This window comes from Pseudomonas sp. USHLN015 (assembly GCF_037153275.1).
GTDB classification, from domain to species: domain Bacteria; phylum Pseudomonadota; class Gammaproteobacteria; order Pseudomonadales; family Pseudomonadaceae; genus Metapseudomonas; species Metapseudomonas tohonis.
The window spans coordinates 170,399-183,871 of record NZ_JBBCKP010000007.1 but is presented as its reverse complement, the minus strand read 5'-3'; the positions used below and the strand labels follow the sequence as shown (position 1 = coordinate 183,871).

6 protein-coding genes and 1 pseudogene are annotated in these 13,473 nt (G+C 61.5%); 2 read left to right on the top strand and 5 right to left on the bottom strand.

What is annotated here, in order from left to right:
- On the top strand, positions 1-1,653 hold the full coding sequence (locus WFQ67_RS15965) for a ShlB/FhaC/HecB family hemolysin secretion/activation protein (RefSeq protein WP_337057464.1): 1,653 nt from the start codon (positions 1-3) through the stop codon (positions 1,651-1,653).
- A gap of 198 nt (positions 1,654-1,851) precedes the next feature.
- On the opposite strand, the gene WFQ67_RS15960 is transcribed toward WFQ67_RS15965, so the two are convergent.
- The 3 genes from WFQ67_RS15960 to WFQ67_RS15950 all read right to left on the bottom strand — a co-directional run bounded on the left by WFQ67_RS15960 (position 1,852) and on the right by WFQ67_RS15950 (position 3,631).
- The gene (locus WFQ67_RS15960; protein ID WP_337057462.1) at positions 1,852-2,202 is read right to left on the bottom strand and encodes a hypothetical protein; all 351 of its coding nucleotides are present in this window, start codon (positions 2,200-2,202) and stop codon (positions 1,852-1,854) included.
- A gap of 407 nt (positions 2,203-2,609) precedes the next feature.
- Positions 2,610-3,077 carry a hypothetical protein gene (locus tag WFQ67_RS15955; RefSeq protein WP_337057459.1) on the bottom strand — a complete coding sequence of 156 codons (468 nt, stop codon included), beginning with the start codon at positions 3,075-3,077 and terminating at the stop codon, positions 2,610-2,612.
- A gap of 176 nt (positions 3,078-3,253) precedes the next feature.
- Entirely contained in the window at positions 3,254-3,631 is a 378-nt protein-coding gene (locus tag WFQ67_RS15950; RefSeq protein WP_213626832.1) for a hypothetical protein, read from the bottom strand.
- Positions 3,632-3,969: 338 nt separating this feature from the next.
- On the opposite strand from WFQ67_RS15950, the pseudogene WFQ67_RS30405 reads away from it, so the two are divergent.
- Positions 3,970-4,122 (top strand): annotated as a pseudogene (locus tag WFQ67_RS30405) (IS30 family transposase); the annotation flags it as partial.
- 110 nt (positions 4,123-4,232) lie between these two features.
- On the opposite strand, the gene WFQ67_RS15945 reads toward WFQ67_RS30405, so the two are convergent.
- Complete coding sequence (locus tag WFQ67_RS15945) at positions 4,233-4,688, bottom strand: DUF7684 family protein (protein ID WP_337057458.1); 456 nt, start codon at positions 4,686-4,688, stop codon at positions 4,233-4,235.
- Positions 4,685-13,447 (bottom strand): two-partner secretion domain-containing protein, encoded by an 8,763-nt coding sequence (locus WFQ67_RS15940; protein ID WP_442969593.1) that lies wholly within the window; start codon positions 13,445-13,447, stop codon positions 4,685-4,687. Before WFQ67_RS15940 ends, WFQ67_RS15945 begins: the two co-directional genes overlap by 4 nt.
- Positions 13,448-13,473 lie beyond the last annotated feature (26 nt).

Genomic DNA, 13,473 nt, shown 5'->3' with positions numbered 1-13,473 from the left:
ATGCGTTCGACACCCGTGCTGGCCGGCCTTGCCGCCTCACTGATCAGCCTGTCCGTCTCCGCCGCCACCGCGCCGGATGCCGGCCAGGTGCAGCAGGGCCTCGACCAGCAACCCCTGCAGCTCAGCCCCCGGCAGTCCCTGCCGCTCAACCTGCCGGACGCGCCCGCCGACCCGGCGGCGGACGCCGGCCCGCGCCTGCAGGTCAACGGCTTCACCCTGGAAGGCAACAGCGCGCTGGGCAGCGAGGAGCTGCTGGACCTGCTGGCGGACCTGCCCGGCAAGGAACTCAGCGTCGGCCAGCTGCAGGCCGCCGCCAACCGCATCACCCGGCGTTACCGCGAGCAGGGCTACCCCCTGGCGCGCGCCTACCTGCCGGCCCAGGAGATCGAGGGCGGCGTGGTGAAGATCGCCGTGCTGGAAGGGCGCTACGGCGAGATCAAGGTGGACAACCCGGTGGGCCTGGGCGGCAGCGCCCTGGCGCCGCTGTCCGCGCTGAAGGCCGGCGACGCCGTACAGGGCCAGCCGCTGGAACGCAGCCTGCTGTTGCTGCAGGACACCCCCGGCGTGGAGGTGAAGTCCACCCTGCGACCCGGTGCCAGCACCGGCACCACCGACCTGCTGGTGGGCCTGCAGCAAGCGCCCCTGGTCACCGGCTCGGTGGACATGGACAACTACGGCAACCGCTTCGTCGGCCAGTACCGACTGGGCGGCACCCTGAACCTGAACAACCCGCTCAACCTCGGCGACCGTCTCAGCCTGCGGGCCATGGGCAGCGACCAGGACCAGCACTACGGCCGCGTGGCCTACCAGTTGCCGCTCGGCCCCTGGGCCACCCAGTTCGGCGTCGCGTACTCGGACATGGACTACGAGCTGGGCAAGGACTTCGACGACCTGCGCGCCCACGGCAACGCGCGCATCGCCAGCGTCTACGCCATCCAGCCGCTGGTGCGCTCGCGGGACTTCAGCCTGTTCACCCAGCTGCAGTTCGACGACAAGCGCCTGAAGGACGACATCGACCTGTTCGACGAGAAGAGCGACAAGCACGCCCGCGTCGTCACCCTGACCCTCAACGGCAACAGCCGTGACGACCTGCTCGGCGGTGGGGTCAACAGCTTCGCCCTCGGCTGGAGCCAGGGCAGCCTGACCCTCGACGGCACCCAGGCCCAGCGCGCCGACGACGCCACCGCCGGCACCCGTGGACGCTTCCACAAGCTCAACCCCAGCCTGGTGCGCCTGCAGCGCCTCAGCGGCCGCCTCAGCCTCTACACCCAGCTCCAGGGCCAGTGGGCCGACGGCAACCTGGACAGCTCCGAGAAGCTTTACCTGGGCGGCGCCTATGGCGTGCGCGCCTACCCCCAGGGCGAGGCCTCCGGCGACCAGGGCTGGCTGGCCAACGTCGAGCTGCGCTACGCCCTCACCGAGGCCTGGCAGCTGTCCACCTTCGTCGACCACGGCGAAGTGCGCCTGAACAAGGACACCTGGACCTCGGACGACAACCACCGCAGCCTCTCCGGTGCCGGCTTCGGCGCGCTGTGGGCGGCCCATGGCTGGCAGGTCAACGCCGTGGCGGCCTGGAAGCTGGGCAACGCCGAAGCCGAGAGCGACGTGGAACGCACGCCGCGGGTCTGGGCCCAAGTGGTGCGCGCCTTCTGAGCCGTTGCCCCTGCCTGATGGGCAGGGGTATCGCTGGGTTTGCCGGTGCCTCGGACGCAGGGTAGAGAAAGGTCGCCCCTATTCGGCGGCGGCCTCATCGCACGGTGGTGAACCGGACCCAGCTTCCAAGTACGTCTTCATCACCGTCGGTGTCGGCTTCAGGGATGAACCTGACCAGGCTCACGCCCCCCTGCGGCATCAGCACTCGATGCCGATCATCCACTGGGTCTTGTCAGCGTTGCTGCGGTCCAGATCGGCACGACGGACGAGCGGTTCCGTGCATCCCCGAGGCTTGATGTACTCCTGCGCTGCGCGCGCCGCCTCATCGATCGGCATGGGGTGGCGGTCATCCCGCTCCACGGTGATATAGAAGGGCTTCTGGAACATCACGATGTAGGCATCCAGCGTGTAGCGCTGGCCGGCGATCTCGAGGTTGGCGTGGTACTCGTCGAAGCGAGTGAGATGGCGGGTGTCGATCTCACGGGACAAAGCGCATCCCTGGACCAGCAACACGAAGCCCGACAGGCAGGCCAACGAAGTCATTTTCATGTGTCTCTCCTTATGCAGGCTCCACTCGAGTGCGAAACCCCTCAGTAAAAACGCCGGCTCGCTCCGGCAGGGGCCCGCTCAGTTACCAACTGGAGGTCAGCCAAACCATGGCGAATTAGTAGTACAGGCGGACGGGCTTCGGTAATTTAGCGCCACGCATGTTACTGAACTCGTTTTTACCTATGTGGCCGTCCCATACATATGCCCCCTTTCTACTATGGTGCATCCTCGTTTACGTGGATTGGCCAAGAATACTGCGCAGCTGATGATACTGTTTTGCGATTTGCCCCTCTTGAAATTCGAACCTAGGAAAACAACAAGAAGCGCCCCACTTTTTAATGAAGCCACTCTTATTCCCTCTGAAAATCCCCGCTTAGACGATCAGGTAAAATCCACCTCCTTTTCCATCAGTCAAGCCCCCCTAAAGCACCGCCGGTAAAATATCTAGTATCAATGTCCGCTGCCGGCTCAAGTCCACCGTAAAATTCTTTTATATCGAATCTCTTTGATAGACCATCTGCATACACTTGCATAGCAAGCATTATGCGGCCAATATCAAGCGACGGGATTTCATTGAAAGAAAGCTCAACATCCACTTCGCCCTTGTACTTAATCACCCTCAACAGAACCAACGGAAGGCATACCGCCTCCGAAATCTTGAATCCACGTAGCTTTCCCGTAAGGCAAACATCACCCTCATAGGCAAAAAATGCGTCAATTAAGGCCTTATTAATCCCTGCAATGTCAATTTTTCCAAAATCTTCAGAAGCAGCCAAATTAGAGAGCTCTTGGGACTCCGCCTCTATCAACTTCAGCAACATAAATAAGTCGCCAGCTGCAATTTGCTGAAGAACAACCTCATAGGACTCAGACATAAATAATCAATCAACAAAGCCTTTGAAAGTTCCATCCATATTTAGCCGAACACCTCGACCATCAGGCAGCCACTTCTCCATAAAGGTAAGCCCTTTATCTGTTGTAACCTGTTTGAATCCCCCAGGGGCTCGGACAATTTCCCGCAAGTGCTTCATCGCCTGATCGTTCCAAGTGCTCATTGACCCTGTAGTTTTCCCCAGACATCTGGATTCCTACCGGCATGCTTAGATAGGGCGTGTCCGATTACCGTGCTGCCCTTGTAAGGGGCTTGGGCAGACTCAAGAACCGTCTTAACTTCACCGAAAGATGCAGTTGCTTTTGTACCATCGCCCGCCGCACCAGAAGCCACTTTGGAAGCATTCAGCTTTCCATCCACTGCCTTGGCGACCCGCTCGAGAGCCTTGCCACCCACACGCTCCAGCACCAGATCAGCTGCTGCAGATACTACAAACTCACCAATGCTGCCAGCCAGACTCTCGTCACCAGGATGCGTTCCCGGCCTGAATGAGTCGATGGCCTTCTGGCCCTCAATGGAAGTGTAGCCGTTGCTCAAGCGATCTAGACCATCCCTAGCTCCGATTATCAACTGACGGCTTGATGGCTGTCGCTATATCCCCAGCCGCTATTTTTCCTCGAGGTTCCTTCGCTACGAAAATTACAACATCATACCCATCAACCCTCCCATAAAAACCCTTTACAGCTTGCCCACCTTGATTCATTAGATGATCAACGGTCTTTGTCCGTTTGGTAAGGATCGTCTGTCCCATTTCTTGAGCGGGTGATTAGGTCGTTTGGATCGACTTCCTTTCTTCAAAAACGGCAGGTGCTGAAGTTAGCCAGAACTACCGGACTATTTCAGACTATCCCTTACGATCCGCCAGTACTTGCCCTACGGACTTGTCCAGACACGGCCAGGAGCAACTGGCTGCAACTGAACATGCGCGCGCAAACGCTTCGCCTTCAAATGCCCGATCGAAACCCATGGGTGAAGTGATGCAAAGAAGCTTGGCTATGCAGCATGATGTTCCGGCTTCAATTCATTAGCCGCGTTGCAACTCCTGAAACCGCCAATTCAGGACAGGCTACTTAGTCAGGATTGATCGGCTTGTATCTTTCAAAACCGACAGAAACTGAAATCGATCAAGATCAACAGCCTACTTCAGGGCACCCTTAGTGACATACTTATTTAAACAGTCTCTCACCTCCTGCCCACCCTCCCCTATGATAGCCAATAGCCCACCAGATTTAGTATCTGGAATACTGGCGCCATAGACAAAATAGCCAACCACATCATCTACAGGCTCATCATCATGATATGTAGTAGTAACTTCTAACTCTTCCTCAGCATGAAAATCCTCACAACGCTCATAGATAACCCTATCAATCTCATCATGCAAAGCTTCTGAAAACGGACCAGCACAAATAAAGCTTTTAGCACCTCTTCCCAAGAGCATATTAACCAACTTACACAATACAACACCCTCAACCGAGGGTTTACTGTAGGCTGTAATTAAAACCACATACGGCACCCAACCAAACCCTAATCCCTCCTCTAAATATTCAACATCTGTCACGAGTAAAATACGGCCATTTTTGCACTTTTCCATCATGACTCAATCTCTCCTCGCTTTATTTTTTCTATATTATCTTTAAATGTTCTAATTTCTGTCTCCAGATGCTGAATCCTTCTCTGCTGCTGCATTTTAATTGCCTCCTTTGGCATATTTTCCATGCCCAACCTTACAGTTGGATTATCTTTGAAATCTTGGATTTTCTTCTCATGCTTGGCAATTTGCTTCTCAAGAGATCGTATGGATTTTTGCTGCTGAACAGTTAATTCTTTTATGCCAGCTTTTCCAGCGCGTCCTGCTGTATCTTTAGCCAGAGACTCACCGAATTTCTTTTCAAGAGCCTCTGCTGTCTCCTTTCCAATTTTATTAGTTACCTTAGCTGCCACCTTCGCCTTGCCAGAAACATCAGGGAAGGCCAAATCGATCACTAGCGGCAGATTATCAACTACATTTTCTTTAAGGCTTTCTGGGAAATATATTTCATAGCGTAGGTCTTTATCCCTGCGCAACATATATCCAGCGAACGCAACGGCATCTTTATCTAAAGCCCGCGCAGCGGATACATCTTTTCCTCCAATAACCCTCAGTGCCTGAAGTGCTACATCTGTATCAACAGTCTTGGGGCAGAGTGGGTCTGACTTGCAACGCTCCTTGGCCTCTTCAATCGCCTCACGAGCAATCTCTTCATGTAGTAAATAATTATACTGAGTCGCATTTTTGGTCACCCATGCCGTATTTTCAGGATCGCCATTGGTTATCCCTGCGGCAAGGATGCCTACGAGTTGTGACGCCATCTGCAGAAGGGTTTCATTACCTTTCACCAAAGCATTGAGGTCTTCGATCAGCGCCTCGTTCGCTCCGGCCGCCAATGCTCCACTTGCAAAGTCACCGCCTGTTGCCTCACTAAGCAAACCTCCCACAAGGGCGTGGATGGCGACTTTTCCCGGACTCCCATCAGCCAGAACATCCTTCGTGTGGTCTCCCACTGCATTGAAGGCGGCCGCTGCAATCGTGTTGAACCATGCCGTTTGCAAGGCATCCTTGAGCTCCACTTCTCGGCCCAACGCCTTGTTCAACGCTGCCGAAGTGCCCGCCTGTAGTGCCTGGTTGCCGGCAAAGCGCCCAATACCCTCAATACTGCTGAGGTCGACCGTAACCTTGCCGGTGACCGGGTTGGTTTTAGTCTTCAGCACACCGTCATAGAAGCTCTCAGTCAGGCCCGCTGTTACGCCTGCAACCGCTGCGTTTTTCAGGCTGTCGCCGCTGAAGGTCTCCTTGAGAGCAGCCCCGAGGTTACCTTTGTTGTTGACCGTGCTGATCGTTCCCGTTGTAGCCAAACTGGTAGCCGCGCTACCGCCTACGGTGCCCAATGCTTCAATTGCCATGGGTCCAACAACGGCTGCAATGAAGACAGCGATCGCCAACTGCGCGCCAACGCCTAGTCCCGAGTGGCTGTACCTGAAGGAGTCATGGATCTCTTTAACCCGGCGCCAGTCGACATCGCCGCGCTGCTCGACCTGCTTCAGCCAGGCCAGTTTCGGGTCAGCAGTCACCATCGCATCGATGGTCTGGCTGACGGTCTTCTGATCGATGTGCTTGATGTCGATCTTCAGGCCATCAGCAGCTTTGATGACGATTTCGCCTTGGACAATCAGTTGGCTTTGCAGCACCGTTTCATCGGTGTTGCCCTTCCCCTTCATGGAATTCCAGGCAAGGCCGCTTTTGCTCTTCTCGTGGCTCTCCTGATGCAGGTCCTTCACCGCTTCGAAGGTGATGGCACCACCACTGTCCAGAGTCAGGTCGCCGCCGCTTTCGAGGTGGGCGCGCTGGTAGAGCTGGTCGCCTTCACTGGCAAGGGTCAGGTCGCCTCCGCTGGTGATCTGGCTGCCAACGTTGCGTACGTCGGTCACTTCGTCGCGGCGCGTTTCCTTGGCGCCGAAGCTGCCTTTCTTCTTCTTGTCGTAGAGGCTGTATTCGCTGTCCTGTGCGGCCAGCAGCTGGAGATCTTTACCGGCGTAGAGATAGGCCTCGTCACCGGCCTTGAGCTGGCTGGCGACAACGCTCAGGTCTTCGCCTGCCTTCACCGACAGGTCACCGCCAGCGATGAGTTCAGCGCCCTGCTGGGTCACCCGGCTCTGCTCGATGTCCTCCTTCTTGCCGCGGCTCTTGCGGTGGGATTCGTAGTGGCTCTCATTGGCGGCTGAACCGATCAGGACGTTGCCGTCGGCTTTTACGGTTAGGTCCTCGCCGGCCTTCACGCGGCTGGCTACCACGGCCAGGTCTCGATCGCTGGAGAGTGTCAGGTCACGCCCAGCGCTGACGTCGGAGCCGTACTGGGTAATCTGCTCGCGCCGGCTGTTGCCCTTGCGGTCCTTCTGGCTGCTCAGATCGTGCTGCTCGGCCGAGACGATCAGTAGGTCCCGCCCGGCATCGATCCGCAGGTCTCGCCCCGCGCTGAGGCCGCCACCGACGTTCTGCACATCGCGTCCTGCGCGCAGGTCCAGGTCGTTGAGGGCTTCGATACGCGCCGCACCGTCGACGTAGTCCTTGCGGTAGGTGTAGTTGCTTCCACCGGACTCGAAGGTGGTGACGCTGCGCTCGTTGATGATGTCGCCGCTTAGGGCTTTCACCGAAACATCCCGCCCGGCAATGATCCCGCCCTGGGCATTGCGGATGCTCTCGGTGGCCAACAGGCTCAGGCGTTCGCCGGCCTGCATCGATCCGCTGTTGGTGAGGTTGACGGCACTGGCGCTGAGGTTCTGGCTGGCCTTCAGGGTGCCCTGGTTGTTCAGGCTGCCGCCGCTGATGAGGGTGACATCACGGCCCTGGATAAGGGCCCCGTTAGGTGCCACGCGGCCTTGTGCCTGGGCCAGGTAGAGCACCGGTACGAGGACCTTCTCGCCCTGTATTTCGTGCTCTTCCATCCACACGATGTCGTGGGTCAGGGCCGCGACCTGCTCGGCACTCAGGCTCACGCCCAGGGCGAGGTTGAGGGCCTGCTTGCTGGCGATGGCGTTGTCCATCAGGTAGCGGAACATGGCTTCGTCGCTGGTCAGGCCAGCGAGGTAACGCTGGCCGGTGCGAGCCACCACCGCTTCGCGGATCAACCGCTGCTCGAACAGGCCATCGCCCAGGCGCCTCTGGGCCTGGTCCGGGTCATAACCCAGCTTGCCCAGCATGTAGTCGGAGCTGAGGAAGCGCGCCAGATCGGCGAAAGCCGGGTTGGTTTCAATCAGGTACTTGTGGCCCTTGACGGGCACCTCGCCCAGGGAGACCTGGCCAACCCCCGAGGGGACTCGTGTGCCGGTATCCACCGGGTTGCTGCCTGCAGCCTGGCTGCCCTGCACCTGCCAGCCGCCGCTGTTGGCCAGGCTTTGCGCCTGGCTGGCGCCGTCGTCATTGGCTGCCTGGGTGTTCAGGCGGAACAACCCGTTATCACCTTGCGGCAGGACGAAGCCAGGCAGGGTGAGCGGGTTGACCTGCCGTTGCTGCAGGTCGGGCGGCAATTGGGCGTTCAGCACGACCACGGGCTGGGCGGCTCGGTTCAGCGAAACATCCGCCCCGCGGGCCTGGCCATGGTTGATGGCGGTGTTCGGGTAGGTTTGCAGGTTGTCCAGGTTATTGCTGGCCTGGAGGGTGACATTGCCGCCAGCCTGGATCACCGCAGGTGCGAGTATCTGCCCGCTTCCGGATACGGAAACGGGCGCATCGATCCCCAGGTAGTATGCCGGGCTGAAGCCCGCCTTCATGGCCAGGTAGGCAGCCTCGCTGAAGGTGGCAGCCGTGCCGTGCTGGGCCATGAAGTTCTGTACACGCGCCTGATGGCCGTAATACACCCCGTTGGATTCCTTGGGGTTGGCGGTGATGACTTTCTGCACGCTTCCGGACATGGCCTGGGCGCCGATGTTCTTCAAGTCACCGGCCTTGATGGCAATGTCGTTGCGGGCGGACAGGGTGCTGTAGCGATTGGTGACCTGGTCACCTTCGATCTGCAGGTTGGCGCCTGCCAGGATCTGGCCCGCTGGCGAGTCCTTGGAGATGACAGCCCCCCACTCTTCATTGAGGGTCAGTTGGCCACGCTTATCACCCCAACTGCTTTTGCAGTGCTGAACGCAGATCAGGTACGCCTGGGCCGAAAGCAGCTTGCCCTCCATGGCGAAATCGTCCTTGGCGTTCAGCAGGGTGGTTGCAGCCAAGCGCATGTCCTTGGCGCTTTCCAGCGTAGCGGACAGGTTCTCGAGCAAGTCGCTGCGTGCCAATTGGTCATTGCTGGCGATGCTCAAGGCCCCCAGGCTGTACACGTCGGCATAGCGGTTGGTGAAGCGCTTGACCCGCAACGCCATGTCGTCGCCGCTGAAGATCAGGCCTTTTTCGTTGAGCAGCGATGGCGTCTCGAGGCGCAGCAGGCCGGCGCTGCCGAGGGTGCCGTAGTTGTTGAGACTGCCGGCGCGAGCCGTCAGGCTGCCGGCAGAAGTGATGCGTCCCTGGTTGGCCAGCAGTCCGCTGACGGTGAGGGTGCTGGCCGCGCCCCCTGCGATCCGGGCGCTGCTGGCGATATCGAGGCTGCCCGTGTTCAGAGTCAGCTCGCCCAGGCTGGAGAGCTGTCCCTGGCCGGTGTAGGCGCCGCTCAGATTGAGCGTGAAGCTGCCGTCACTGGCGAGCACGCCGTGGTTGGTCCAGTTCTCCCCGCTGCCGCTGAAGGACTGCCGTGCGACCAGCTTGCCGCTGGCGGTCTGGGTGAAGGTGCCGATGTCGAGGACCAGTTGGTCCGCTTCCAGCACGCCGCTGTTGGTCCAGTTGCTGGCGCTGAGGTTCAGCCTGCCCTGGGTGCTGAGGTTGCCCCCGCCGCCCATGACCTGGGCGGCGCTGAGGCCGAAACGCCCAGCACCGGTGTGGACGATGCTGCCGCCGGTGCCGTAGAGGTCATCGACGTCCAGCGCCAGTTCGGCGTTGGCGGTTTCCAGGGTGCCGTTGCGGTTGTCCAGCGCGCTGCCGAGGATCCGGGTGCTCCCCGCCTGGCCCAGTGCCCGCATGCGGCCGTGCTGGTTGTCGATGCGAGCGGCGGCAAGGCGCAGGGTGCTGCTGCTTTCGAGCAGGCCGTTGCCGTTGCGCAGGGCGCCGGACAGGGTGAAGTCGATGCGCTCGGCGGCCACCTTGCCACCCAGGCCTCGGCTGTCGGCCCGGTTGTCGAAATCGCCGGCGATCACGCTCAGCAGTTGGTGGGCGTAGAGGCCGCCCCCCTGGTTCAGGAGGGTGCCAGTGCCCAGGTCGATGCGGGTTTCGCCGCTGAGTGCAGATAGATGCCCACCCTGGTTGTCCAGGGCCTTGGCGGTGACGGTGACGGCTTGCGCCTGGGCGGTGCCCGAGGCGTTGTCGAACGCTCCGCCACTGGTGACGGTAAGCCCGCCCTGCAGGCTGTTGAGAACACCACCGTGGTTGTCCAGGTCGCCCGCGCTGTGCAGGTCCAGGTCGCCTTGTGCGGTTTCGATGCGGCCACTGCGGTTGTTGAGCGCACCCTCCAGCCTGGCGACGACACCCTGCTGGCCACTGAGGCTGCCGCCCTGGTTGTCGAGGCGTTGCGCCTGCAGGTCGATGAGACCTTCCTGGCTGTGCACTAGGCCATCGGCGCTGTTGTCCAGCACGCCGCTCAGCAGCAGTCCCTGGCCATTGCGAGCTGCCAGGGTGCCACCGGCGTTGTTCAGGTCGCCGGTGGTCAGCTTCATCAGCTGCTGGCTGATCAGGCTGCCCCCGCGGTTGTCGAGGGCGGCAGCCTGGAGCACCAGCGGGCCGCCACTAGCCAGGCGGGCCTTTTGCGCGTTGAGCAACTGCCCGGTCAGGGTGAGGGTCATCGCGGCCTTGCTGGTCAGCTCACCCGCGCTGTTGTCCAGGCGGTTGGCGTGGATGCTGGCCGACTGTTGGCTGCTGATCTGGCCGGTGCGGTTGTCGAGGGTATCGGCGAGCGTGAGGTTCAGGTCGCCCACGCTGGAGACGACGCCCCCTGTGCGGTTGTCCAGGCTCTGTGCGTCGACCGAGACCGTGCCCTTGCCGACCAGGGCACCGGCATCGCGGTTGTCCAACGCGCCGCTCAGGGTGATCTGCAGGTCGCCATCACGGCTGGACAGGGTGCCCTGGCTGCGGTTGTCGAGGCTGCCGGCCTTGACCGTCAGCCCCTTCCAGCCGGAGACCAGCCCGGTTCCGGCATTGCGCAGCGCGCCTTGCCCCAGGTCGATGTCGAGCTGGCCCGTGCTGATCAGCTTGCCCTGGTCGCCGTTGTCGATGGCCTGCGCCGTCAGGTTGTAACCCTGGCGGCTGGACAGCTCACCTCCTCGGTTGTCCAGCCTGGCAAGGCGTTCGAGGGTGAGCGGCCCCTTGGCACTGAGCAGGCCGCCGCGGTTGTCCAGGTCGCCGTCTTGCAGGTCCAGGTGTACGGCGGCTTCGCCGATCAGGCGCCCCTGCTGCTGGATCAGGCGAGCCACGCTCAGGCGCAGGTCACCCTTGGAGGACACTTCGCCTCCCTGGCTGGAGTCCAGGCTGGCGGCCTCGAGGTGCAGGCCGGCGGTGCTGGTGATCAGGCCCTGCTGGTTGACCAGCCCGCCCTGGAGGCTGAGATCCAGGCTGCCCTGCCCGTTGACCACGCCGCCGGCGCTGTTGTCCAGGCTTTCACCCCGGACCACCAGCCGATCACGTGCGGTCAGCACGCCCTTGGTGTGGTTGAGCAGGCGCTGGACGGTCAGGGTCAGGCCCTGGTCGGCCGAGATAAGGCCGGCCTGGCTGTTGTCCAGTACGGCGGGGGCTTGTCCGGCTATGGCCTGGGCGCGGATGTCGGCCTGGCCTTGGGTGGAGATTTCTCCGCTGCTGTTGCGCAGGCGCTCGCTGACGCGCACATCGATGCCTTGGCGGGCAGCGATCAGGCCGCCGCTGAGGTTGTCCAGCTGCCGTGCTTCGAGGCTCAAATGGCCCTGACTGAGCAATTCGCCGCCCTGCTGGGCAAGGGTGTCGACCTTGATCTCGACGTTACCCTTTGCCCCCACCTGGCCGGCGGCGCTGTTGCGCAGCTCGCGGGCAGTGACCTGGAGCGCGCCTTCGGCCACGACACGGCCCGGCCCGGCGTTGTCCAGAACACCCTCTACCGCAACGCTCGCATCGCCCTTGCTGCTGACCACTCCCCCCCGGTTGTCGAGGCGCTGGCCAGTGATGTCCAGGCGCTGGTCGGCAACGACGGTACCGCCCTGGTTGTTCAGGGCCGCCTTCTGCACCACCAGGCTGCCACGGCTGCTCAAGGTGCCTTTTGCACTGTTGTCCAGCGCGTCGGCGCTGACGGTCAGGGTGCGGTCTGCGCTGATCTGGCCACCCCGGTTGTCCAGCTGTCCGGCGTCAATGGTGGTCACTGCTCGGCTGGAGAGCTCGCCGTCCTGGTTGTCCAGGCGCTGGGCGACCTTGACGTTCAGGGACTGGTCGGCGGCAATCGCGCCCTTGCGGTTGTCTAGTGATTCGGCATCCACCGTGACGCTGCCCTTGGACAGCAGCAGGCCGTCGTCGCGGTTGTCCAGCGCCTTGGCCGCCACCCGAGTGTTGGCCTTGCCGCTGATGGCACCCGCGCGGTTATCCAGCGTGCCGGTGAGCGCGGCCTCGAGGTCTCGGCTGGCCACCACGGTGCCCTGGTTACGCAGGGAGCCGCCACTGAGCTTCACATCACCCGTGGTATTGCGGCTGTTGTCGCGATTGACCCCCGCTTCGATCACGCCCTGGTTGCCGAGCTGCTCGGCCTTCAGGTCGATCTGCGCGCCGGCCGCCAGGCTCCGGTCTTTTTCCAGCGTCAGGCTCTGGGCCGCTTCGGCTTTGACGTTACGGCCGGCGTAGGTCTTGTTGCCCAGTTCGATCGATTGCGCCTTGAGGGCGATATCCCGGCTGGCGGCGGCCTGGGAAAGGGTCAGCTTGCCGTTGGCGTCGATCTGGATGTCGCCGCCGCTGGCGGCCATGTCGCCGGCCAGTTTGACGCCGACGCCCTGTTCGGTGCCGACGAGGCGGATGGCGCCGGCGTACATGCCGCCCAGGGCGCTGCTGTCGATGGCCAGTTGGGGTTTGTCGGTGCCGTCGTCGGCCTTGGCGGTGGCGGCGAGGGTGGTGGCGTCGACGTCGTTGCGGCCGGTGACCATTGCCAGTTGCCGGGCGTGCAGTGCGGCGTTGATCTGGGCGCTGCGGGTGATCAGTTCGAACTGGTCGACGTTGCTGGCGTTGAGCCCCTGCCCTTCGATGCGGATCTGTCCGCCGTCGACGTCGTAGCGCTTGAGGGCGCCGTTCTCGACCATGGGGGCGCCGGTGCTGAGGGTGGCGCGGGGGGTGTTGATGAAGCCGCAGCCGTCGCAGGTGATGCCGTGGGGGTTGGCGACGATGACGTGGGCGCCCTGCCCGGCCACTTCGGTGTAGCCCTTGAGCTGGCTGGGGTTGGTGCCGGTGACTTCGTTGAGGATGACGCCGGCGGCGCGCCCGTTGAGGTTGGCGTTGCCGAGGATGTAGCCCCCCAACTGAGTCGACTGAGTCTTGCCTGTCGCGTTGTTGAGGATCAGCCCCTGCTCGCCGACGTTGTAGTCGCTGAATGTGTTGTGCGACAGGCCGTTGCCATTGGGCGTGGCGATGTTCACCACAGGTACGCCGTTGGCGGCGGCGCCGATGCTGGTGTTGCCGCCGGCAGCGGCGTCCACGGCGAGGTCGGCGGCGGTGCTGACGATGGGGTTGAGGAACATGACGCCGATGAGCACGGTGGCGATGTTCTGGAAGAAGGGGCTGCGAACGTCCATGAGGTGGGGCTCCGGGTGACGCGAAA